Source organism: Pseudomonas palmensis (genome assembly GCF_049942755.1).
Classification (GTDB): Bacteria; Pseudomonadota; Gammaproteobacteria; order Pseudomonadales; family Pseudomonadaceae; genus Aquipseudomonas; species Aquipseudomonas palmensis.
Window position 1 is genome coordinate 409,217 of sequence record NZ_CP187958.1, and the last position, 22,077, is coordinate 431,293.

Genomic DNA, 22,077 nt, shown 5'->3' on the forward strand with positions numbered 1-22,077 from the left:
AGGAGACAACCATGCCTCGTTTCGCCGCCAACCTGTCCATGCTGTTCACCGAGCAGGACTTTCTCGCCCGTTTCAAGGCTGCTGCCGACGCTGGCTTCAGCGGGGTCGAGTACCTCTTCCCGTACGATTTCAGCTCGGCTGAAATCAAGCAGCACCTGGACAGCAACGGCCTGACCCAGGTGCTGTTCAACCTGCCGGCCGGCGACTGGGCCAAGGGTGATCGCGGCATCGCCTGCGACCCGTCCCGTGTCGAGGAATTCCGTGCCGGCGTGGACCTGGCCATTGCCTACGCCCAGGTACTGGGCAACACCCAGGTCAACTGCCTGGCCGGTATCCGCCCACAAGGCCCGGACTGCGCCACGGTGCGCAAGACCTTCGTCGACAACCTGAAGTTCGCCGCCGACAAGCTGCAGGCAGCAGGCATCAAGCTGGTGATGGAGATGATCAACACCCGCGACATCCCGGGCTTCTACCTGAACACCACCAAGCAGGCGCTGGAGATCCAGGCCGAAGTGGGCAGCACCAACCTGTTCCTGCAGTACGACATCTACCACATGCAGATCATGGAAGGTGACCTGGCCCGCACGATGGAAGGCAACCTGGCCAAGATCAACCACATCCAGCTGGCCGACAACCCGGGCCGCAACGAGCCGGGCACCGGCGAGATCAACTACCGCTTCCTGTTCGAGCACCTGGACCGCATCGGCTACCAGGGCTGGGTAGGCTGCGAATACAAGCCGCTGACCACCACCGAAGCGGGCCTTGGCTGGCTCAAGACCCACAACGCGATCTAATCATCTTTCTGCCGGGACGCATTTCCTGTGGGAGCGGGCCTGACCCGCGATGCGATAGCGCGTTCACCGCCGCTATCGCGGGTCAAGCCCGCTCCCACAGGGTCCCCACAACAAATACAAGAGGCAACTCTCATGGCTAAAATCGGATTCATCGGCACCGGCATCATGGGTCTTCCAATGGCTCAGAACCTGCAGAAGGCAGGTCACAGCCTGTTCCTTTCCTCGCACCACGGCGCCGCGCCGAGCGACCTGATCGCCGCCGGCGGCGTGGCCCTGGCCAACCCCAAGGAAGTGGCCCAGGAAGCCGAATTCATCATCGTCATGGTGCCGGACACCCCGCAGGTCGAAGCCGTGCTGTTCGGTGAAAACGGCGTGGCCCAGGGCGTTGGCCCGAACAAGGTGGTGATCGACATGAGCTCGATCTCCCCTACCGCCACCAAAGCCTTCGCCGAGAAGATCAAGGCCACCGGCGCCACCTACCTCGACGCCCCGGTGTCCGGTGGTGAAGTCGGTGCCAAGGCCGCGACCCTGAGCATCATGGTCGGCGGTTGCCCCAAAGCCTTCGAACGTGCCCAGCCGCTGTTCCAGGCCATGGGCAAGAACATCACCCACGTGGGTGGCAGTGGTGACGGCCAGACCGCCAAGGTCGCCAACCAGATCATCGTGGCCCTGAACATCCAGGCCGTTGCCGAGGCCCTGCTGTTCGCCGCCAAGAACGGCGCCGACCCGGCCAAGGTGCGCGAAGCACTGATGGGCGGCTTTGCCTCCTCGAAAATCCTCGAAGTGCACGGCGAGCGCATGATCAAGGGCACCTTCGACCCGGGCTTTCGCATCAGCCTGCACCAGAAGGACCTGAACCTGGCCCTGCAGGGTGCCAAGGAGCTGAACATCAACCTGCCCAACACCGCCAATGCCCAACAGGTGTTCAGCACCTGCGCGGCCATCGGTGGCGCCAACTGGGACCACTCGGCGCTGGTCAAGGGCCTTGAGCACATGGCCAACTTCTCGATCCGCGGCGACAAGTAAGCGTCAAGCGGCAGGTTTCACGCGGCAAGACCGGCAGACCGCGCATCGGTCCGCTGTCTCTTGCAGCTTGTAGCCTGAAGCTTGCCGCGCTAAAGAGCACCACCCGCCCTTGGGCCCGTCTGCACGGAGGCAGGCCCAGGGGCGTTTTCGATTCTGCAAAACAATAAGATTTGGGAGCCTGCCATGTCGGTCGATCCGCAACACTTTCTGCGCGAGCTGTTCGCCACGGCCATCGATGCCGCGCATCCACGCCAGGTGCTCGAAGCCCACCTGCCCAGCGACCGCAGCGGCCGCGTCATCGTCATCGGCGCCGGCAAGGCCGCCGCCGCCATGGCCGAAGTGGTCGAGCGCAGCTGGCAGGGCGAAGTCTCGGGCCTGGTCGTGACCCGCTACGGCCACGGCGCCAGCTGCAGCAAGATCGAAGTGGTCGAAGCCGCCCACCCGGTACCGGACGCCGCCGGCCTGGCCGTGGCCAAGCGTGTGCTGGCGATGGTCAGCAACCTCAGCGCCGACGACAGGGTGATCTTCCTGCTCTCCGGCGGAGGTTCCGCTCTGCTGGCCCTGCCCGCCGAAGGCCTGACCCTGGCCGACAAGCAGCAGGTCAACAAGGCCCTGCTCAAATCCGGCGCTACCATCGGCGAGATGAACTGCGTGCGCAAGCACCTCTCGGCGATCAAGGGCGGCCGCCTGGCCAAGGCCTGCTGGCCGGCCACGGTGTACACCTACGCGATTTCCGACGTACCCGGCGACCTCGCCACCGTGATCGCCTCCGGCCCCACCGTGGCCGACCCGAGCACCTCGGCCGAAGCGCTGGCGATCCTCAAGCGCTACAACATCCAGGCCCCGGCCGCCGTCACCGCGTGGCTGAACAACCCGGCCTCCGAAACCGTCAAGGCCGATGACCCGGCCCTGGCCCGCAGCCACTTCCAGCTGATCGCCCGCCCCCAGCAGTCGCTGGAGGCCGCTGCGGTAAAGGCGCGCCAGGCCGGCTTCAGCCCGCTGATCCTGGGTGACCTGGAAGGTGAGTCGCGTGAAGTGGCCAAGGTGCATGCCGGCATCGCGCGCCAGATCGTGCAGCACGGCCAGCCACTGGCGGCGCCCTGCGTGATCCTGTCGGGCGGCGAAACCACCGTCACCGTGCGCGGCAATGGCCGCGGCGGGCGCAACGCCGAGTTCCTGCTCAGCCTCACCGAAAGCCTCAAGGGGTTGCCCGGCGTGTACGCACTGGCCGGTGACACCGACGGCATCGACGGCTCCGAAGACAACGCCGGGGCCTTCATGACCCCCGACAGCTATGCGCGTGCCCAGGCCCTGGGCCTGTCGGCGGCAGACGAGCTGGACAACAACAATGGCTACGGTTATTTCGCCGCGCTCGACGCCTTGATCGTTACCGAGCCCACGCGCACCAACGTCAACGATTTTCGCGCCATCCTGATTCTCGAGACCGCACAACATGACGCCTGACAAGAAAGTCAAAATCCTCGCCACCCTCGGCCCCGCGACCAAAGGCATCGACGACATCCGTCAGCTGGTCGAAGCCGGGGTGAACATCTTTCGCCTGAACTTCAGCCACGGCGAGCACGCCGACCACGCCATGCGTTTCGAATGGATCCGCGAAGTGGAGCGCCAGCTCAACTACCCGCTGGGCATCCTCATGGACCTGCAGGGCCCCAAGCTGCGCGTCGGGCGTTTTGCCGAAGGCAAGGTGCAGCTGCAACGCGGCCAGGCCCTGCGCCTGGACCTGGATGCCACACCGGGCGATGCACAGCGGGTCAACCTGCCCCACCCGGAGATCATCGCCGCGCTGGAGCCGGGCATGGACCTGCTGCTCGATGACGGCAAACTGCGCCTGCGCGTGACCGCCAAGCACGCCGACGCCATCGACACCGAGGTGCTCAACGGCGGCGAACTGTCCGACCGCAAGGGCGTGAACGTGCCCCAGGCGCTGCTCGAGCTCAGCCCGCTGACCGAAAAGGACCGTCGCGACCTGACCTTCGGCCTGGAGCTGGGCGTGGACTGGGTGGCCCTGTCGTTCGTGCAGCGCCCTGAAGACATCATCGAGGCGCGCCAGCTGATCGGCGACCGGGCCTACCTGATGGCCAAGATCGAGAAGCCCTCGGCGGTCACGCAACTGCGCGAGATTGCCCAGTTGAGCGACGCGATCATGGTCGCCCGTGGCGACCTGGGCGTGGAAGTGCCGGCCGAAAGCGTGCCGCAGATCCAGCAGCGCATCATCACCACCTGCCGCCAGCTGGGCCGCCCGGTGGTGGTGGCCACGCAGATGCTCGAGTCGATGCGCTTCAGCCCGGCCCCGACCCGCGCCGAGGTCACCGACGTGGCCAACGCCGTGGCCGAGGGCGCCGATGCGGTGATGCTGTCGGCCGAGACCGCCTCGGGCGACTACCCGCTCGAAGCGGTGCAGATGATGAGCAAGATCATCCGCCAGGTCGAAAGCGGCCCGGACTACCAGGCCCAGCTGGACGTGGGCCGGCCACAGGCCGAGGCCACGGTGTCGGATGCGATCAGCTGCGCGATCCGTCGCATCAGCGGCATACTGCCGGTGGCGGTGCTGGTGAACTACAGCGAGTCGGGCAACTCGACCCTGCGCGCAGCGCGTGAACGGCCGCGTGCACCGATCCTCAACCTGACCCCCAACCTCAACACCGCACGGCGCCTGAGTGTGGCCTGGGGCGTGCATTCGGTGGTCAACGATCGGTTGCGCCAGGTGGACGAAGTGGTGTCCACGGCACTGGAGATTGCCCAGGCCCAGGGCATGGCCAGCCGTGGCGACATCCTGTTGATCACTGCCGGTGTGCCTTTTGGCAAGCCGGGGTCGACCAATACGCTGCGGATCGAAACCCTGCTCTGATTTGATTGGGGCGGCTGCGCCGCCCATCGCGGGTCAAGCCCGCTCCCACAAGGATCACATCGGCCCTTGTGGGAGCGGGCTTGACCCGCGATGGGCGCATTGACACACCACACCGTGGGACAACAAAGCCCGAAGAGGCGCCCCACTCCACCCACCCTGACCCACTGCCATGTACACCAAGAACTTCGTCAACCCGTGCCCCGACTGGGCCACCGCCTTGCTCAACGGTTTCAGTCAGGTGCTGCTGCAGCGCAACCCGCTGTGCGGCCTGCTGTGCCTGCTGGCCATCCTGATCACCGCCCCCGAACTCATCGGCGGTGCGCTGCTGGGCGCCCTTGCCGGGCTGCTCACCGCGCAGCGCCGCGGCTACAACCGCGCCGACCGCCAGGCCGGCCTGTACAGCTACAACGGCGTGCTGCTGGGCCTGCTGCTCAGCCACGCACTGCCCTGGTCGGCCCTGCTGCCCCCGCTGATCATCGCCGCCGCGGGCCTGAGCAGCATGCTGGTGCACCAGTGGCTCAAGCGCAAAAGCTCTCGCCTGCTGCCCGCCTACACCGCGCCCTTCGTGCTGATCGGCTGGGCGGTACTGGCGCTGGCCGAGCCTTCCAGCGCCGGCTACGGCCCGGTCGCGGCCAACCCGCTGTTCGCCCTGGGCCGCGGCCTGGGCCAGATCTTCCTGCTCGACCAGCCGCTGGCTGGCCTGCTGATTGCCCTGGGCCTGCTGATCGCCAACCGCTACGCCGCCGCCTGGGCGCTACTGGGCGCCGCCCTGGGCGGCAGCGTGGCGCTGCTCGGTGGCGAGGCCGGTGCCGGCTACTACGGCCTGTACGGCTTCAATGCGGCGCTGGCCGCGCTGGCCTTCAGCCAGACCCGCGCACAACCCTGGCGGCCGTTGCTGGCCATCGTTCTGGCCATCGTGCTGCAACCGCTGCTGGGCCTGTTGCCGGTGCCGGGCCTGACCGCGCCGTTCATCCTCGCCTGCTGGCTGCTGCAACTGGGTACCGCTGCCCGACGTCGCCCGCTTGCACAGCTGCGGGCCAGCCCCTAGGCTCTGCTCCATCTTGTAATGGAAAGCGCCCATGAGCACCCCTTCGAGCTGGCGCGAGCGGCTCTACGTCATCGTCTTTCAAGCCGACACCGTGGCCGGCCGGCGCTTCGACAGCATTCTGCTGCTGATCATCCTGGCCAGCCTGATCACCGTCATCCTCGACAGCATCGACGAGGTCCACCAGGGCTACGCCGGGCTGCTGGCCTGGATCGAGTGGGGCTTTACCGCCATCTTCCTGGCCGAATACCTCACCCGCCTGTACTGCTCGCCCAAGCCGCTGCGCTACGCCTTCAGCTTCTACGGGCTGGTGGACCTGCTGGCGATCGTGCCGGGGATCATCGCCATCTACTACAGTGACGCGCAGTACCTGCTGATCATCCGCGTGATCCGCATGCTGCGCATCTTCCGCGTGCTCAAGCTCGGCCCGTACCTCAAGCAGGCCAATTACCTGATGTCGGCGCTGCGCGGCAGCAAGCAGAAGATCATCGTGTTCCTGGTCAGCGTGTCGACCCTGGTCACGGTGTTCGGCACCCTGATGTACGTGGTCGAAGGCCCGGAACACGGCTTCACCAGCATCCCCAAGGGCATCTACTGGGCCATCGTGACCCTGACCACCGTGGGCTTTGGCGACATCGTGCCCAAGACCCCGCTGGGCCAGGTGATTTCCTCGCTGGTGATGATCACCGGCTATTCGATCATCGCCGTGCCCACCGGCATCTTTACTGCCGAGCTGGCCAACGCCATGCGCGGCGAACAGCTGCAGCACGCCTGCCCCACCTGCCACAAGGGCAGCCACGAGCAGAGCGCCGCGTTCTGTTCACGCTGCGGCAATGCGCTGTTCAAGAAAATGGAATAACCACAGCACTTTTTAATCTTTAAGCGACTAAGGCCGAGCCGCTATAGTCGCTGGCATAATGCCTTTCTCCCAACTCGAACAAGGAATGCGCAGTGAAAAAACTCTTTGGTGCCTCGCTTCTGGCCGCAGGCCTGGCCCTGGGCAACCTCGCCCAGGCCGCCCCGACCACCCTGCTCAACGTCTCCTACGACGTGATGCGCGACTTCTACAAGGACTACAACGCCGCGTTCCAGAAGCACTGGGAAGCCGAGCACAAAGAGAAGATCAACGTGCAGATGTCCTTCGGCGGTTCGAGCAAGCAGGCGCGCTCGGTGATCGACGGCCTACCGGCCGACGTCATCACCATGAACATGGCCACCGACATCAATGCCCTGGCCGACAACGGCAAACTGGTGCCGGACAACTGGGTCACCCGCCTGCCCAACAACAGCGCGCCCTTCACCTCCGCCACCGTGTTCATCGTGCGCAAGGGCAACCCCAAGGCCCTGAAGGACTGGCCCGACCTGCTCAAGGACGGCGTACAGGTGATCGTGCCCAACCCCAAGACCTCGGGCAACGGCCGCTACACCTACCTGTCGGCATGGGGCTATGTGCTCAAGAACGGCGGTGACGAGAACAAGGCCAAGGACTTCGTCGGCAAGCTGTTCAAGCAGGCACCGGTGCTCGATACCGGTGGCCGTGCCGCGACCACCACCTTCATGACCAACCAGATCGGCGACGTGCTGGTGACCTTCGAGAACGAAGCCGAGATGATCGCGCGCGAATTCGGTCGCGACCAGTTCGAGGTGATCTACCCGAGCGTGTCGGCCGAAGCCGAGCCGCCGGTGAGCGTGGTCGACAAGGTGGTGGACAAGAAGAAAAGCCGTGCCACCGCCGAGGAGTACCTGAAGTACCTGTGGTCGCCTGAAGCCCAGGAAATTGCCGCCAACAACTACCTGCGCCCACGCGACGCGACCGTGCTGGCCAAGTACACCGACCGCTTCCCCAAAGTCGACTTCCTGTCGGTGGAAAAGACCTTCGGTGACTGGCGCACCGTGCAGAAGACCCACTTCAACGACGGCGGGATCTTCGACCAGATCTACACCGGGCAGTAAGGCCGGGTGACGAATCCGGGGCCTGTGACGGGCCCCGGATTTTTTGTGGCCGGCGTTCGGGCCTGTCGCGGTTCAAGCCCGCTGCCACAAGGTGATGTGCCGATTTCAAGGGCGATGTCGCACCTGTGGGAGCGGGCTTGACCCGCGATGAATTCACCTCGGTTTCGAACTTGCCCGGCAAATACCGATCAGTTCCTTGGACTACCCTTTCCGTCATTCACGGCTCAAGGAGTGCCCAGTGACCCGATTGCTCACCCTGTTGCTCGGTTGCCTGCTCAGCACGCAACTGCTCGCCGCCAGCCTCATCCCCGGCACCGACAGCGCCGAAACCGCCGAAAAAGCCCCGGAACCCGTGGTTCAGGGCGGCCTGCTCGGCGCCCTGGCCAACAGCCTCGACAGCGTCACCCAGGAAATCGACGTCGACGGTCACCTGGTCGACGCCTGGCGCCTGCGCGCCAATCGCGCCAGCAAGGAGGCCAACCAGCTGGTCGACCGCCACGCCGAAGACTCCTTCGACCTGCTGGTGGACTTTGCCCTGCTCAGCCTCACCTGGCTGGTGGTGTTCGGCGTGCTCACCAGCCTGGGCCGCGTGCTGTCCCACCACATCAATCGCAGGCGCCCGCTACGCGAACGTCCGCGGTTGCAGAAACTGCTCGGCTACCTGCTGCCCTACACCCTGCCGGCCCTGGCCAGCCTGCCCGCCACCCTCTACGCCAGCACGCGCCTGCTCGACCCCTCGATCGGCCGCGCGCTGGGCCTGAGCCTGGCCTACGCCACCAGCAGCGGCCTGTTCTCGACGTCGATCATCCTGTGCCTGATCACCGTGTTCGACACCGGCCACAAGCGCACCGCCGTGCGCATCATCCGCAAGATCGCGCCACGCCCGTTGTTCATGATCGGCTTTCTCGCCGCCTGGGCCGACGCCCTGACCAGCCCGCAGATCACCCGCCAGATCGGTGGCAACCTCACCAGCAGCATCGCGGTGATCACCGGCCTGCTGGCCACCTTCGCCTTCGCCGCGCTGGTAATCCGCCTGCGCCGCCCGGTGGCCCACCTGATCCGCAACCGCGACCTGCACGACCGCCTGCAGCACCGCGCCCTGCAGGAAACCCTGCGGATCTTCTCGTGGCTGTGGTACCTGCCGATCCTGATGATGATCCTGGTATCGGCGATCAACCTGATCGGCGCCGGCGAAGAAAGCCAGAAGGCCCTGCAAAAGGCCCTGCTGACCACGGTGCTGCTGGTGGGCACGGTGTTCCTGAGCACGGTGCTGCAGCACCTGTTCAAGTCCCGCGAGGTCGACCCCGGCCAGCGCCTTCGCCCCTACAAGGAACTGGTGCGCAACCTCGCCCACGCGCTGCTGCGCATCGGCATGGCCATCGCCTTCATCGAGCTGTTGGGGCGCATCTGGGGCTTTTCGGTGCTCGAATTCGCCGTGCGCAACAGCCTGGGCCGGGCAATCAGCGATTCGCTGAGCAGCATCGGGTTGATCTTGCTGGTCACCTGGCTGCTGTGGGTGGTGATCGACACCGCCATCCAGGAAGCCCTCAAGCCCAGCGCCGGCCGGCGCGCTTCGCGCCAGCCCAGCACACGGGTGCGCACCATCCTGCCGATGCTGCGCAACGCGGTGAAGATCGTGCTGGTGGTGATCTGCACCATCACCACCATGGCCAACCTGGGCATCAACGTGGCGCCGCTGCTGGCCGGTGCCGGGGTGGTCGGCCTGGCCATCGGTTTCGGTTCGCAGCAGCTGGTACAGGACGTGATCACCGGCCTGTTCATCCTGATCGAGGACACCATCGCCATCGGCGACTGGGTGGTACTCGACTCCGGCCACGCCGGCACCGTCGAGAGCCTGACCATCCGTACCCTGCGCCTGCGCGACGGCAAGGGCTTCGTGCACTCGGTACCGTTCGGCCAGATCAAGGCCGTCACCAACCAGTCGCGCCAGTTCGCCTATGCGTTCTTCTCGGTGCAGTTCAGCTACCAGACCGATGTCGACAGCGCCCTGCACCTGATCCGCGAGGTGGGCCAGTCGATCAGCGAGGACCCGGTGCTGCGCCACAGCCTGCAAGGGCCGCTGCAGGTGTTCGGGGTGGACGCCATGAACCTCAACGGCATCACCCTCACCGCCCAGTTCCGCACCACCTCGGGCGGGCAGTACGCGGTGAATCGGGCGTTCAACGAGCGCCTGAAAAAGCGCGTGGACCAGACCGACGACGTGAGCTTCGCGCAGTATTACCCGCAGCCGGCCCACGTACGCGACGAAACGGTGTAGACACTGCGGCGTTCAACCTTCCCGGCATGGGAAGGTGGTGCTAAAGTCGCCGCCATGAAATTTACCCGTGCCGACCGCTCGCTGATTGCCTGGACGCTGTACTTCAGCGTCCTGTTCAATCTGTTCGCCTGCGGTATCGGCCACGGGCAGATGATGGGCCTGCAGCTCAACGGCATCGGCGGAGCCTTCTGCTCGGCCATGGGCACCCCGGGCCCGACCCTCAAGACCGATTACAGCGACGCCTCCATCGCCGGCTGGGACAGCCTGCAAACCTGCCCGGTGTGTGCCGCGGCCGTGGTGTGCCTGGCCCTGAGCCTGGTGATCGGCTGGCTGCTGGCGTTCACCCGCACGCGCCGCTACCACCGCGAACTGCGCAGCAAGGCGCCACCTCGCTACTGCTGGCCCTCGGCCAACCCGCGCGCCTCCCCCCTGCTGGCCTGATCCAACCCGGCAGCCTTGCCGCTGCCCGTACCGGCACACGCCTGCGCCACTGCGCGGGGGTGCCGTTGGCTCACCTGCAGAGTTCGCTCAATGACCCCTTTCCCACGTTTGCAGGGCTGCACTGCCCTGCTCTGCGCCCTGTCGCTCAACGCCGTTGCCGACGAGGCACTCGTGCTGCCCGATGTACTGGTCAGCGACCGGCCGATCCCGGTGGACGGCGTGTTGCTCGACACCCCCTCGCAAACCGGTTCGCGCCTGGGCCTCACGCCCCGCGAAACCCCGGCCTCGATCAGCATCGTCAACCGCCAGCAGATCGAACAGCGCGGCGCCAGGACCACCCAGGACATGCTCGCCGGCGTACCCGGCCTGAACGCCGCCTCCCCGCCCGGCTCGGCCGGCTCGGTATCGTACCGGGGCTTTTCCGGGGCGCAGATCACCCAGCTGTTCAATGGCATCAGCGTGCAGTACGACTCGATCGCCGCACGCCCGGTCGACAGCTGGATCTATGACCGCGTCGAAGCGGTCGGCGGCCCGTCCAGCTTCCTGTTCGGCGCCGGCGCCGTAGGCGGCTCGATCAACTACATCACCAAGCTGGCCAACCGCGACGAAGACTTCAATGAAGGCCGCGTCAGCTATGGCAGCTACGACAGCAGCGAAACCTCGTTCGGCTTCAACCACGCACTCAACGACACCAACCATGCGCGCCTGGATTTCAGCCATACCCGCAGCAATGGCTACGTCGACCGCGAGGAGCGCGATGCCTGGAGCGTGGCGTTCTCGCTGCTGACCGACATCAACGACCAGCTGTCCCACACCCTGGCACTCGAATACCAGAACGAGAGCGTCGACAGCCCCTACTGGGGCAGCCCGGTGCTCAACCCGCTGGGCGGCCAGATGAAGGTCGACAAGAGCCGGCGCTTCGAGAACTACAACGTCGAGGACGGGCGCTACGAGCAGCGCGTGCGCTGGCTGCGCTCGATCACCGAGTACCGTTTCGACGACGCCACCTCGCTGCGCAATACGCTTTACCACTACAACGCCGGGCGCAACTTCCGCAATCTCGAGACCTACACCTACAACGCCGACAACAGCCGCGTGCAACGCGCCGGCAGCCTGCTGCAACGGCACGACCAGGAGCTCAACGGCAACCGCGTGGAACTGCTGCATGACGGCCAGCTGTTCGGCCTGCGCAGCCAGTGGTCGACGGGCCTGGACTACAGCCACAACGTGCAGATGACCTATCCGCGCTCGGGCACCGCTGCCGGCAGCGTCGACCCCGACCACTTCGACCCGGGACACTTCTACGACCTGCCGGGCATGTTCCCCGGCTACGAGAAGAACCGTCAGAACACGGTCGACACCTGGGCCGGCTTTTTGGAGAACCGCCTGACCCTGACCGATCGCCTGACCCTGCTGACGGGCCTGCGCCACGACAGCATCGACCTGCAGGTACGCAACTACCGCGCCGTCAACGAGGCCAACCCGGCGCAGTTCAAACGCCGCTACCAGCCCACCACCGGGCGTGTGGGCCTGGTGTTCGAGCTGACCCCGTCGGCCAACGTGTATGTGCAGTACAGCACCGCCGCCGACCCGCCCGCCGGCATGCTCACCACCGCCAGCTTCGGCCAGGTGCGCGACTTCGACCTGAGCACCGGCAAGCAGCTGGAGGTGGGCAGCAAGTTCGACTTTCTGGACGGACGCGGTTCGGCCACCGTGGCCGCCTACCGCATCGAGCGCGACAACCTGGCCACCGCCGACCCGGCCAACCCCGGCTTCACCCAGCCGGTGGGCAAGCAGTCGTCACGCGGTATCGAGGTGGCGGCGGCGCTGCGCGTCACCCCGCAACTGCTGGCCGAAGGCAACTTCGCCTATGTCGATGCACAGTACGACGCGTTCAACGAAAACGTCGGCGGCCAGTCGTTCTCGCGCAAGGGCAACACCCCCACCAACACCCCGGACCGGGTGGCCAACCTGTGGCTGACCTACGACCTGGACCCGCAGTGGCAGGTGGGCGGCGACAGCCGCTATGTGTCGTCGGTGTACGCCGATGCGGCCAACACCCGCTACGCGCCGTCGTACACCCTGTTCGGGGCCTTCGTCGGCTACAAGGTGGATGCCGACACGCGCATCACCGCGCGGGTGCGCAACCTGACCGACGAGGTGTACGCACGCTGGACTTCGTCGAGCATGCTCTACCTGGGTGCACCGCGCACCTTCGAACTGGCGGTGCAGACCCGCTTCTGACTGGGCCGGGCCGGGGCGTTCGCGCCCCGGCCCTGATGGAGCGTTGCAATGAAGCGTTATCTGTATCTGTGGCATCGCTGGCTGGGGATCGTGACCTGCGTGTTCATGGCGCTGTGGTTCGTCTCGGGCATGGTGATGCTGTACGTGGGCTACCCCAAGCTGACCCCGCGCGAGCACCTGGCGCACCTGCCGGCGCTGTCGGCGCAGGGCTGTTGCGTCTCGCTGGGCGAGGCGCTGGCGGTGGCCGATCCGCAACCTGCACGCATACGCCTGAGCAGCGTGGCGGGGCAGGCGCTTTACCTGTTCGACTATGCCAGCGGCAAGGCCCTGGCGGTGGACGCAACTAGCGGCCAGCGCATCGCCCCCACCACCCGCGAACGGGCGCTGGCCAGTGCCGGGCAATACGACCCGCATGCGCCGCTGACCTATCGCGACGCGGTGCAGGAAGACCTGTGGAGCCATTCGCGCGCACTGGATGCGCACCGGCCGCTGCATCGCGTGCAGTTGAGCGATACGGACGGCACCTTGCTGTACATCAGCGGCCAGACCGGCGAAGTGGTGCGCGATGCCAGCGCCAGCGAGCGCGGCTGGAACCTGATCGGCGCCTGGCTGCACTGGCTGTATCCATTGCGCGGCATCGGCGTGGACGGGCTGTGGAGCAACCTGGTGATCTACCTGTCGCTGGCGGCCAGCGTGATGGCGCTGCTGGGCGCGGTGGTGGGGGTGATGCGCTGGCGTTTCAGCCGGCCCTACCGCAGCGGTTCGCGTTCGCCGTACAAGGGCTGGGCACGCTGGCACCATGTGGGCGGGTTGCTGTTCGGTGCCCTGGCCATCACCTGGATTTTCAGTGGGCTGATGTCGATGAACCCGTGGCGGCTGTTCAGCAGTGCGCAGCCGCTGGATACCTCGGCGTATCAGGGCGGGCCGCTGAATGCGGCGGCGTTCCCGCTGTCGGTGCCCCAGGCACTGGCGCGCTTTGCCGACCAGGGCTTCACCGCCCGCGAGCTGGAGTGGCGGCTGATCGGGGGCGCGGGGTATGTGGTGGGCCAGGACGGCGCGGGACGCACGCGGGTACTGTCGATGCACGACGGCCAGGTGCTGCAGCGTCTGCCACGGGCGGTGCTGGAGCAGGCGGCGCGGGCGATCGGGCCGGCGATGCAGGTGCAGCAGTTGGAGGCCTACGACTTCTACTACTACGCACGGGCCGAGCAGAGCATGCTCGGGCATCTTGAAAAGCGTCTGCCGGTGCTGCGGGTGCGCTTCGACGACCCGGCGCAGACCTGGCTGCATCTGGACCTGTACACCGGTGAAGTACTGGGGCAGCTGGACCAGCCACGGCGCGTGTCACGCTGGCTGTTCGCGTTGCTGCACAGCTGGGACTGGCTACCGCTGCTGACGCGGCGGCCGTTGTGGGATGGGTGGATGATCGTGCTCAGCCTGGGTGGGCTGGTGCTGAGCGTAAGTGGTGTGGTGATGGGGTGGCGGCGTTTGCGCCGCTAGCCTTCGGATCGCATCGCGGGTCAAGCCCGCTCCCACAGGGTTAGTGCCAATCCTTGTGGGAGCGGGCTTGACCCGCGATAGGCCAGCACTGGCAAAACAGATTCACCCCTGGCGAAACACCAGCGCCTTCAGCCCGCCCGCCGGATCACTGTCCGCAAACTCCGGTGGATTGGCCAGACGCTCCACGAACACCAGCCCCGGCGCCTCGGCTGCCATCCCCTCGATCAGAAAGTCAGGCCCGATGGCCGGGTCGTTCACGCACGCCAGCACCGTGCCGCCTTCACTCAACAGCTCCGGCAGGCGGCGCAGGATCTTGCTGTAGTCCTGGGTCAGCACAAAGCTGCCCTTCTGGAACGTCGGCGGGTCGATGATGATCAGGTCATACGGCCCGCTCTTGCGCACCTTGCCCCATGACTTGAACAGCTCATGCCCCAGAAACCCCACCCGCCCCAGGTCATGCCCGTTGAGCCGATGGTTGTCGCGCCCGCGGCTCAGGGCCGAGCGCGCCATATCGAGGTTGATCACCTGCTCGGCCCCCCCGGCAATCGCTGCCACCGAAAACCCGCAGGTGTAGGCGAACAGGTTGAGCACCCGCTTGCCCGCCGCCTGCTCCCGTACCCAGCGCCGGCCATAGCGCATGTCCAGGAACAGCCCGGTGTTCTGCTTCAGGCCCAGGTCCAGCTGATAGCGCAGGCCATCCTCGTCGATCACGCGGTGCTCGCTCGGCTCGCCCAGCAACCACTGGCCGGGGCTATCGGGCAGGTAGCGGTGCTGAATCAGAATCGCCTGCCCGGGCCAGCCAGGGCTGGCGGCCAGGGTGCGCAGCATCTGCTCCAGCGTGGCCAGCTGCCCTTCGGGCGGTTCGCGAAACAGCGAGACCAGCAGCACGCCCTGCAGCCAGTCCACGGTGATCTGTTCGAGCCCCGGCCAGCAGCGCCCGCGCCCATGGAACAGGCGCCGGGTTTCGGCAGGCGCAGGGTTCAGGGCACCGAGCAGGTGGGCGTGAAGGGTGGCAATCGGCATGGCAGGATTCACTGGGACAAAAAGGGCTATTTTAGCGGCAAGCTTCACGCAGCAAGCGACAAGTTTGCGCCGGGCGCCTGTTTACTTGTCGCTTGTGGCGTGCAACTTGCCGCTCGCCCTCCACCACCAGCCCTGCTGCATGCCGGCAGCCGCCAGCAGAATCGCCGCCACCCCCAGCCATTGCAGCGCGCTCAAGCGATGGCCAAAGGCAAACCAGTCGACGAAGATCGCCGCAATCGGGTAGATGAACGACAGCGCCCCGGTCAACGCGGTCGGCAGTTTCTGGATGGCGCCATACAGCAGCACGTACATCAGGCCGGTGTGCACGATACCCAGCGTCACCAGGCTGGCCAGCGCCCCCGCAGTGCCCGGCAGGCCGCCGGTATTGGCAAAGGGCGCCAGCAACAGGATACCGGTGCTCACCTGGATCAGCGCGATCAGGTGCGGCGGCGTGCCACTCAGGCGCTTGATGATCAGCGCGGCCACCGCGTACAGAAACGCCGCGCCCAGCGCCAGCGCGATGCCCAGCAGGTAATCCTCGCCACTGCCCTGCCCGCTGCCGTGGGCACTCACAATGGCCAGCATCCCGGCAAACGACACCCCCAGCCAGAACAGCTTGGGCACACTGAGCTTTTCACCCAGAAACACCGCCGCCAGCCCCACCAGCATGAACGGCTGCACGTTGTACACCGCCGTACCGATGGCAATCGAGGCCCGTGAATAGGAGCCGAACAGCAGCACCCAGTTGCCCACGATGGCCACCCCGCTGAGTACCGCCAGGGCAAAGCTGGCACGTGTGAGGATGCCCGGCCGCAGAAAGCCCAGCACGGCGCACACCAGCAACAGCGTGCCGGCGCCGAACACGCAGCGCCAGAACACCACGTCCAGCACCGGTTGCCCCGACACCAGCACGAACCAGCCGATGGTGCCGGATATCAGCATCGCGGCGACCATTTCCAACGACCCACGGCGTATTGAATTGTCCATCTCTCACCTCCCAGACGATGGACAGATTATGCGAGCAAGAAGCCAGGGCACTCCATAGCAAAAACAAGGCTAGACTCAAGCCTTGCCTTTTTTATCAAGGCAATTTCATTGATCTGCCTGACGAGGATTGCATGACTGACGATATCGACCAGCTGTTGATCAAGGCGCTGATGGAAGACTCGCGGCGTTCGCTCAAGGCGCTGGCGCACCTGAGCGGGCTGTCGGCGCCCAGCGTCAGCGAGCGCCTGCGTCGCCTGGAAGAACGCGGCGTGCTCAAGGGCTACACGGTCGACATCGACCCGCGCAGCTTCGGGTACCAGTTGCAGGCCATCGTGCGCATTCGTCCGTTGCCGGGGCAGTTGCAGGAGGTGGAGCGCCAGATCATCGCCATCCCCGAGTTCACCGAGTGCGACAAGGTCACGGGTGACGACTGCTTCATCGCGCGCCTGCATGTACGCTCGATGGAGCAGCTCGACACCTTGCTCGACAAGCTCAACAGCCACGCCGAAACCAACACCGCCATCGTCAAGAAAAGCCCGGTGAAGCGACGGCTGCCGCCGATGGCATAAGCGCCATACTGGCGGGCGGCGCGGGATTCGCAGAGCAACGGCACGTTCCACACATATGCTAGCCTTGCGCCCCTCTCCCGCAAGGACGCATCATCACCATGTTCGCTTTCCCAAGGCCCCTCTGCATGCTGGGCCTGGCGCTGGCCTTCACCAGCGCCCACGCCACCGACCCGATCAACCTGTACCAGGGCACCCTCGGCGAGCGCAAGGTCGAGGTCGCCCTGCAATACACCTCGCAGTACGAGTACGTGCAAGGCTACCTGCTGGACACCGAGCACCACACCAGCCAGCCACTGGAAGTGACGCCCTACAGCAAGGACGTGCCACTGCTGATCAACATCATGGACAACCCGCGCATGCCCGCCGCAGCATTGCGGGTGCGCCCCTTCGTGTTCACGCACGATCGCGACTTCAGTGGCGAATGGATCGACCTGCGCACCCGGGAACGTGTGCCCTTCAGCCTCACGCGCCAGACTCGCTTCAGCGACGAGCAGCGCTCCAGCTGGCAAGGCGCGCTGCTGCAACAGCCGCAGAACCGCAGCAAGAGCTTCTATGTGCACGCCAGCAAGGCCGAGGGCGAATACACCGGCAAGGTCGATCGCATCACCATCATCGACCTCGCCAGCGGCAGCACACTGCAGGTGCTGGACAACCTGGCGCTGGCGTTCAACGGCACCCGGACCCTGACCTTCGCCGACTACAACGGTGACGGCATCATCGACTTCAGGGCCTCGCCCATCGGCCAGCGCGCCACCGGCGGCGCCAACCAGGAGCCGGACCAGTTCTACCTGTACCAGCCCACCAGCAATACCTACCAACGCCACACCGAACTCGAAGCGCTGGGCGACAAGGGCGCGCTCAAGTTCCCCGCCCCCGGCTGGGTAGCCCAGCGCCAGGGCAGCAACTACGACACCGGGACCAGCGACTGGCAGTACTACCACTTCGTCGACCCCAAGCAACTGGTGTGGCAGCGCCACAGCGTGGAGCCTTTCTGATGCCGTTTCGTACCCTGTTCGCCTGCCTGCTGCTGTGCCTGAGCGCCAATGCCCTGGCCTACCATTCCGTGTACCAGGGCAAACTCGGCGGGTTGCCGGTGACGCTGGTGATCGAGCGCACCAACGACTACGTGACCGGTATCTACTACTACGAGCGCTACCACACGCCGATCCGGCTCAAGCCCACGCGCAACACCGATACCTACAACTTCGCCATGGACGAACTGGACAGCGGCGGCCTGCCCACCGCGCGCCTGCATTTCCAGAAAGCCGATTTCAGCAGCCGTGCCCAGCCGCTGCAAGGCACCTGGACCGCCTACGCCAGCGGCAAGCAGCTGCCCTTCACGCTCAAGCTGGTGGCCGACATCGGCCTGCAGACACCCTCGCCGGGCGCGGTACTGCCCCAGGCCGCATCCACCGAACGCTTCTACTTCCAGTTGCCGATGGACATGGACTATGCCGCCCTCGAAACCATCCAGGTAATGGACAAGGCCACCGGCAAGCTGCAGCAGACGCTGGAGGTGAAGGTGCCGGGCTGTCGCAGCAAGGGTATCGACACCGTCCAGGTACGCCTGCAGGGTGGCGCCACCCAGGTGCTCATCCCCTCCAGCCCGTATTGCCTGGGCAAGACGTTCGAGTGGCGCGAGGCCAGCGCACGCTTCGAGGTGGTGAACTAGCCCTCAGCTCGGGCAGGCGAGGTCGCCGTTGTCCAGCCCCTGCTTGTAGTTGCGGCTGAGCAGGCTGGCCTTGCCGTCGTGCCAGGTCAGGGTCAGCACATACAGCGAGTCGAAATCCTCGCCGTCCCAGTCGTCGGTGATGGTGCGTTTTTCGCCCAGCGCCTTGCCGGCCACGGTGTTGATCAGCTCGGGCAGGTAGCCGTGTGACCACGCGGTGTAGACCGTGGCGTTGCGGTACTTGTCCTGCAGCAGCTCGTCGGCCAGGTCGCCGGTGTCGTTGGCGCCGAAGTCGATGTTCACCGGCAGGCCGAGCTTGATCGCGCTCGGGCTGATGGTCATCAGCGGACGGATATAGCTGTAGGCATTGTCGTTGCTGCCCTCCTCCACTTCGCGGCTGGGGTTGGCGGCAAACACGTAGTCGGCGGGGCCGAATTTTTCCGGGAGCAGAGTGGCCAGGTCCAGGGCGCGGTTGAGGCCCTGGCAGTTCAGTTGCCCGAGGCCTTCGCCGGGCTTTTCTGCATGGCGCAGGAAGACCAGGGTCTGGGTGCCGTCCACCGGCTGGGCTCGGCTTTCGAGCGCTTCGAAGGTCAGCAGGGTGGCGCCGACGACCAGCGGAACGGAAAACAGCGCAGGGCGATAACGCCGAAAAAAGGAGGGCAACTTCATGGCACGGGCTCTTTGCGACAAATAGGGTTGAGGCTGACCCGCCTGTGCCACCCCGCAGCCGAGGCTGCGGGGTGATCCCTGTCTGTCGTTCCATCCGTGGAAACGGGCGTGCTTGAGAGTGTCGCAAACCCGTTTGGTTCATCCGTGCCGGCTCAGCCTTGAGCCCGCGCCAGTCTGGCGCAGGGATGTTTCGCGATGATGACGCTCAGATCAGCTTGCGCCGGATCGCTTCTTCAACCGAACTGCGGCTCAGGTGCTCGATGATGGCATCGCCCGAATCGTTGAACGGCACCGCGAAGATCAACAGCAATTGCATCCAGGTGGTGATGGTTTCGCTCTTGCTGACCTTGCCGATGAGTTTGCCTTCACGGTCCTTGTACAGCGTCTCCAGGGTCAGGGTGTTGTCGAAGGTGGACGGGATGATGAACAGCGTCGCACCGGTCAGCGTCGCCGCCAGCACGTTGCCTTGCTCGTTGTTCCTGAGTGTGACGTAGGCGTACACGTCGGAGTCGACCTTCTCGCTGGTCACCCGTGTGAAGCGCTCGCTCTGTTCATAGCTCTGCACCAGGGTCTTTTCGAAACGCATCAGGTTGGCGTTGCTGGCGCGCGGCTGGCCGTTGAACTCGTACAGTGTGTTGAAGCGCACATAGGCGGTCTTGTGCGCGGGCGCCGCATCGGCGGCAGGCAGCGGCGGCCAGGCTTCGACCACCGGCAACTGGTGCTGGGAGTAGCTGATGCAGCCGGTCAGGGCCGTGCTGAGGGCCAGCAACAGGGCCATTAGGCAATGACGCATGGTTGAATTCCTTTCAGTGAGTGGCCAATTGCGGGGCAGCCGTCGCGGTGTCGAGCAACCTGGTGATCAGCTGACGCAACTGCACGCCCCCCAGGCTGCCGTTGGCATAGTCGTTGTCGTACAGGCCGACATTGTTGTCGAGCTTGACCTGCTCGGTGACGCGGGTGAGGCGCTTGCCGTCGCGGTCTTCGATCACCAGCTCGCCGGCCAGGTCGTACTTGTCGACATAGATCGGGCCGTTGAACCAGATCCAGAACGTCAGCGTCACCAACGCGCCGGGAACGTAGCCGGGGTGCGTGGTGCGCTTGCCCTTGAGCGAGGTGATGGTGAACTTGAGCACTACATCCTGCTCGCCCAGGGTGGCGGGGAATTCCACCAGTTTGGTGAAGTACTCGCCGCGGTCGACGTAGTGGCTGATCTGTGCGGTGAGCTGGCGGCTGATGTTCAGGCGCACGTCATCCTTGAGGTCGGGCGCGGTGATGGCCACGTCGGCGATCTGGGCGCCCCGCTGTGCAGTGTTGTCGGCCACGGTGACCGGTTCGCCGATCGGGCCCACCGGTGTGAAGGAGTAGCAACCGGTAAGGCCGAGGCAGGCCAGGAAAAGAAAACAGAAAGTACGCAGCACGCAAAATGTCCTTGCTTCGGGTGAGAGACAGGCTGTTATCGGCATCAGGGCCAAAGACTGTAATGAGAATGACTCAGCCCTCAATCGTCGCGGGTGAGGACCTCGAGCAGCTCGATCTCGAAGGTGAGGGTCGAATTCGGTGGGATGCTGCCTACGCTGCGCGCGTCGTAACCCAGGTGCGCCGGCACGATCAGCTTGCGCTTGCCGCCCACCTGCATGCCCATCAGGCCCTGGTCCCAGCCCTTGATCACGCGGCCGGTGCCGATCACGCACTGGAACGGCTTGCCGCGTTGGTGGGAGGAATCGAATACGCTGCCATCGTCCAGCCAGCCGGTGTACTGGGTGGTGATCAGTGCCCCCTTGACGGCCGCCTTGCCGTCGCCCAACTGGAGGTCGATGATTTGAAGTTCGTTGCTCATGGGTGATCTCTGACGGCTATGGGACGTTTTCTGCCGATGCGTTTTCGCAGCAATGGCCGTGTTTTGCAAGGCTGTGGGGAGCGAACGCGGATCATGAAGTGGCGCCGGCTGTCACCGGCTCGTGCTGGCGCATCGACCAGCACACCCCGCCCACCACCAGCACGATCGCCGCGCCCTCCAGCAGGTTCGGCCCGCTCTGGCGCCAGATGAACGCATACAGCAAGGCAAACAGGGTCTCGAACACGATCAACTGCCCGCTCAGGGTCAGCGGCATGCGCTTGGCTGCCGCATTCCACAACACCCCCGCCAGCCACGAGCCAAACAGCGCGCAACCCAGGCTGAACGCCCAGAACAGCTGCCAGCGCTCAGCAGTGGCCTGCACCTGCAACTGCTGCGGCTGCCACACCCACAGCAGCGCCACCAGCACCAGGCTGAACACGCCGGTCACCACTCCGGTGAGCACCGACCACTGATGGCTGTCCAGGTGCCGGCACTGCTTGAGATAGCGGCTGTTGTAGGTCGCGTACCAGGTCCAGCAGGCCAGCGCGGCCAGCGCATAGAGCAGCCCGGCGAGCTTGCCCTGCACCGCCCCCGGCTCCACCGCGAAGGTCTGCAGGTTGATGCACAGCATGCCCGCCAGGATCAGCGCCAGCGGCCCGGCCAGGCGCGACAGGGCCACCGCGCCGCTGTCATTGCGCCCGTACAGGGTGATGGTCAGCGGCAGCACACCAACGATCAGCGATGCCGGCGCCACGCCCAGGCGCTGGATCGCCGCCACCAGGCACATGAAGTACAGCAGGTTGCCGATCAGCGCCAGGCGCGCCAGCATCCACACGTCTGCCCGTTCGAGCTGACGCAGCGCCTTGCGCATTGGCAGCAGCAGCGCGAGCGATACCGCCCCCAGCAGGACGAACCGCGCACAGGCCAGCAGCACCGGGCTGAACTCCGGCAGCAGTTGCGGCACCATCAGCACCATGCCCCACATCGCACCGGCCACGCCGGCATACGCCACACCCCGTTTCACTTGCCTGCTCCTCATTTTTCAGAGCACGCAGGCTAGCCAAATGCAGGCGTCCAGGCAAAAGATCATTCGGCATGCAGGCATTCCCATGGGGAATACCTTTAAAGCGCAAAGCACCGGGTTTACCATCCAGCCATTCCCTGAACCGAAGA

At 65.4% G+C, this 22,077-nt stretch carries 21 protein-coding genes; 14 read left to right on the plus strand and 7 right to left on the minus strand.

All coding sequences use genetic code 11. From position 1 onward, the window contains the following. The first annotated feature begins 11 nt into the window (after window positions 1–11). The 11 genes from hyi to ACPRTJ_RS01820 all read left to right on the plus strand — a co-directional run bounded on the left by hyi (window position 12) and on the right by ACPRTJ_RS01820 (window position 14,150). Window positions 12–794: a hydroxypyruvate isomerase gene (gene hyi, locus ACPRTJ_RS01770; protein ID WP_054915603.1), complete on the plus strand. Its 783-nt coding sequence runs from the start codon at window positions 12–14 to the stop codon at window positions 792–794. A gap of 132 nt (window positions 795–926) precedes the next feature. Further along, window positions 927–1,820 carry a 2-hydroxy-3-oxopropionate reductase gene (locus ACPRTJ_RS01775; RefSeq protein ID WP_043859894.1) on the plus strand — a complete coding sequence of 298 codons (894 nt, stop codon included), beginning with the start codon at window positions 927–929 and terminating at the stop codon, window positions 1,818–1,820. A 183-nt stretch (window positions 1,821–2,003) separates the two neighbouring features. Beyond that, window positions 2,004–3,284 (plus strand): glycerate kinase type-2 family protein, encoded by a 1,281-nt coding sequence (locus ACPRTJ_RS01780; protein WP_058542040.1) that lies wholly within the window; start codon window positions 2,004–2,006, stop codon window positions 3,282–3,284. After that, window positions 3,274–4,689 carry a pyruvate kinase gene (pyk, locus tag ACPRTJ_RS01785; RefSeq protein ID WP_043859892.1) on the plus strand — a complete coding sequence of 472 codons (1,416 nt, stop codon included), beginning with the start codon at window positions 3,274–3,276 and terminating at the stop codon, window positions 4,687–4,689. Before ACPRTJ_RS01780 ends, pyk begins: the two co-directional genes overlap by 11 nt. 169 nt (window positions 4,690–4,858) lie before the next feature. Continuing rightward, window positions 4,859–5,737: an urea transporter gene (locus ACPRTJ_RS01790; protein ID WP_426427906.1), complete on the plus strand. Its 879-nt coding sequence runs from the start codon at window positions 4,859–4,861 to the stop codon at window positions 5,735–5,737. Between the two features lie 31 nt (window positions 5,738–5,768). After that, the gene (locus tag ACPRTJ_RS01795; RefSeq protein ID WP_043859890.1) at window positions 5,769–6,593 is read left to right on the plus strand and encodes an ion transporter; all 825 of its coding nucleotides are present in this window, start codon (window positions 5,769–5,771) and stop codon (window positions 6,591–6,593) included. Between the two features lie 92 nt (window positions 6,594–6,685). Next, window positions 6,686–7,687, plus strand: coding sequence for a sulfate ABC transporter substrate-binding protein (locus ACPRTJ_RS01800; RefSeq protein WP_043859889.1), 1,002 nt, complete (start codon window positions 6,686–6,688; stop codon window positions 7,685–7,687). Window positions 7,688–7,925: 238 nt separating this feature from the next. Beyond that, entirely contained in the window at window positions 7,926–9,965 is a 2,040-nt protein-coding gene (locus tag ACPRTJ_RS01805) for a mechanosensitive ion channel family protein (RefSeq protein WP_043859888.1), read from the plus strand. Window positions 9,966–10,019: 54 nt separating this feature from the next. Beyond that, window positions 10,020–10,406 (plus strand): DUF2946 domain-containing protein, encoded by a 387-nt coding sequence (locus ACPRTJ_RS01810; RefSeq protein WP_043859887.1) that lies wholly within the window; start codon window positions 10,020–10,022, stop codon window positions 10,404–10,406. 90 nt (window positions 10,407–10,496) lie between these two features. Further along, complete coding sequence (locus ACPRTJ_RS01815; protein ID WP_426427909.1) at window positions 10,497–12,650, plus strand: TonB-dependent receptor; 2,154 nt, start codon at window positions 10,497–10,499, stop codon at window positions 12,648–12,650. A gap of 48 nt (window positions 12,651–12,698) precedes the next feature. After that, window positions 12,699–14,150: a PepSY domain-containing protein gene (locus tag ACPRTJ_RS01820; RefSeq protein ID WP_426427911.1), complete on the plus strand. Its 1,452-nt coding sequence runs from the start codon at window positions 12,699–12,701 to the stop codon at window positions 14,148–14,150. Window positions 14,151–14,252: 102 nt separating this feature from the next. Here the strand turns inward: ACPRTJ_RS01820 and ACPRTJ_RS01825 are convergent, their stop codons facing one another. Both ACPRTJ_RS01825 and ACPRTJ_RS01830 read right to left on the minus strand, forming a co-directional pair. Continuing rightward, window positions 14,253–15,173: a class I SAM-dependent methyltransferase gene (locus ACPRTJ_RS01825; protein ID WP_426427913.1), complete on the minus strand. Its 921-nt coding sequence runs from the start codon at window positions 15,171–15,173 to the stop codon at window positions 14,253–14,255. 81 nt (window positions 15,174–15,254) lie between these two features. Further along, complete coding sequence (locus ACPRTJ_RS01830) at window positions 15,255–16,160, minus strand: DMT family transporter (RefSeq protein WP_054915609.1); 906 nt, start codon at window positions 16,158–16,160, stop codon at window positions 15,255–15,257. Between the two features lie 131 nt (window positions 16,161–16,291). Here ACPRTJ_RS01830 and ACPRTJ_RS01835 point away from each other — a divergent pair, with 131 nt between their 5' ends. From ACPRTJ_RS01835 to ACPRTJ_RS01845, 3 genes are all read left to right on the plus strand, one after another. Next, entirely contained in the window at window positions 16,292–16,729 is a 438-nt protein-coding gene (locus tag ACPRTJ_RS01835; protein ID WP_043861856.1) for an Lrp/AsnC family transcriptional regulator, read from the plus strand. 98 nt (window positions 16,730–16,827) lie between these two features. Continuing rightward, window positions 16,828–17,724: a hypothetical protein gene (locus ACPRTJ_RS01840; RefSeq protein ID WP_426427915.1), complete on the plus strand. Its 897-nt coding sequence runs from the start codon at window positions 16,828–16,830 to the stop codon at window positions 17,722–17,724. After that, window positions 17,724–18,401 (plus strand): hypothetical protein, encoded by a 678-nt coding sequence (locus tag ACPRTJ_RS01845; RefSeq protein WP_043861855.1) that lies wholly within the window; start codon window positions 17,724–17,726, stop codon window positions 18,399–18,401. The genes ACPRTJ_RS01840 and ACPRTJ_RS01845 overlap by 1 nt, the downstream gene beginning before the upstream one ends. A 3-nt stretch (window positions 18,402–18,404) precedes the next feature. Here the strand turns inward: ACPRTJ_RS01845 and ACPRTJ_RS01850 are convergent, their stop codons facing one another. The 5 genes from ACPRTJ_RS01850 to ACPRTJ_RS01870 all read right to left on the minus strand — a co-directional run bounded on the left by ACPRTJ_RS01850 (window position 18,405) and on the right by ACPRTJ_RS01870 (window position 21,928). Further along, entirely contained in the window at window positions 18,405–19,067 is a 663-nt protein-coding gene (locus ACPRTJ_RS01850; RefSeq protein ID WP_058542044.1) for a hypothetical protein, read from the minus strand. A gap of 205 nt (window positions 19,068–19,272) precedes the next feature. Further along, a complete protein-coding gene (locus ACPRTJ_RS01855; RefSeq protein WP_043861853.1) occupies window positions 19,273–19,860 on the minus strand; it encodes a hypothetical protein in 588 nt (195 codons plus the stop codon). Window positions 19,861–19,873: 13 nt separating this feature from the next. After that, window positions 19,874–20,485 carry a hypothetical protein gene (locus ACPRTJ_RS01860; protein WP_043861852.1) on the minus strand — a complete coding sequence of 204 codons (612 nt, stop codon included), beginning with the start codon at window positions 20,483–20,485 and terminating at the stop codon, window positions 19,874–19,876. A gap of 80 nt (window positions 20,486–20,565) precedes the next feature. After that, window positions 20,566–20,904, minus strand: a complete 339-nt coding sequence (locus ACPRTJ_RS01865) for an FKBP-type peptidyl-prolyl cis-trans isomerase (RefSeq protein ID WP_043861851.1) — start codon at window positions 20,902–20,904, stop codon at window positions 20,566–20,568. A 91-nt stretch (window positions 20,905–20,995) separates the two neighbouring features. Further along, complete coding sequence (locus tag ACPRTJ_RS01870) at window positions 20,996–21,928, minus strand: DMT family transporter (RefSeq protein ID WP_350488920.1); 933 nt, start codon at window positions 21,926–21,928, stop codon at window positions 20,996–20,998. Between the last annotated feature and the right edge of the window lie 149 nt (window positions 21,929–22,077).

Bases quoted from the DNA above. Each gene is read 5' to 3' on its own strand.
- hyi (WP_054915603.1), top strand. From the start codon at position 12: ATGCCTCGTTTCGCCGCCAACCTGTCCATGCTGTTCACCGAGCAGGAC.
- ACPRTJ_RS01775 (WP_043859894.1), top strand. From the start codon at position 927: ATGGCTAAAATCGGATTCATCGGCACCGGCATCATGGGTCTTCCAATG.
- ACPRTJ_RS01780 (WP_058542040.1), top strand. From the start codon at position 2,004: ATGTCGGTCGATCCGCAACACTTTCTGCGCGAGCTGTTCGCCACGGCC.
- pyk (WP_043859892.1), top strand. From the start codon at position 3,274: ATGACGCCTGACAAGAAAGTCAAAATCCTCGCCACCCTCGGCCCCGCG.
- ACPRTJ_RS01790 (WP_426427906.1), top strand. From the start codon at position 4,859: ATGTACACCAAGAACTTCGTCAACCCGTGCCCCGACTGGGCCACCGCC.
- ACPRTJ_RS01795 (WP_043859890.1), top strand. From the start codon at position 5,769: ATGAGCACCCCTTCGAGCTGGCGCGAGCGGCTCTACGTCATCGTCTTT.
- ACPRTJ_RS01810 (WP_043859887.1), top strand. From the start codon at position 10,020: ATGAAATTTACCCGTGCCGACCGCTCGCTGATTGCCTGGACGCTGTAC.
- ACPRTJ_RS01815 (WP_426427909.1), top strand. From the start codon at position 10,497: ATGACCCCTTTCCCACGTTTGCAGGGCTGCACTGCCCTGCTCTGCGCC.
- ACPRTJ_RS01820 (WP_426427911.1), top strand. From the start codon at position 12,699: ATGAAGCGTTATCTGTATCTGTGGCATCGCTGGCTGGGGATCGTGACC.
- ACPRTJ_RS01825 (WP_426427913.1), bottom strand. From the start codon at position 15,173: ATGCCGATTGCCACCCTTCACGCCCACCTGCTCGGTGCCCTGAACCCT.
- ACPRTJ_RS01830 (WP_054915609.1), bottom strand. From the start codon at position 16,160: ATGGACAATTCAATACGCCGTGGGTCGTTGGAAATGGTCGCCGCGATG.
- ACPRTJ_RS01835 (WP_043861856.1), top strand. From the start codon at position 16,292: ATGACTGACGATATCGACCAGCTGTTGATCAAGGCGCTGATGGAAGAC.
- ACPRTJ_RS01840 (WP_426427915.1), top strand. From the start codon at position 16,828: ATGTTCGCTTTCCCAAGGCCCCTCTGCATGCTGGGCCTGGCGCTGGCC.
- ACPRTJ_RS01845 (WP_043861855.1), top strand. From the start codon at position 17,724: ATGCCGTTTCGTACCCTGTTCGCCTGCCTGCTGCTGTGCCTGAGCGCC.
- ACPRTJ_RS01850 (WP_058542044.1), bottom strand. From the start codon at position 19,067: ATGAAGTTGCCCTCCTTTTTTCGGCGTTATCGCCCTGCGCTGTTTTCC.
- ACPRTJ_RS01855 (WP_043861853.1), bottom strand. From the start codon at position 19,860: ATGCGTCATTGCCTAATGGCCCTGTTGCTGGCCCTCAGCACGGCCCTG.
- ACPRTJ_RS01865 (WP_043861851.1), bottom strand. From the start codon at position 20,904: ATGAGCAACGAACTTCAAATCATCGACCTCCAGTTGGGCGACGGCAAG.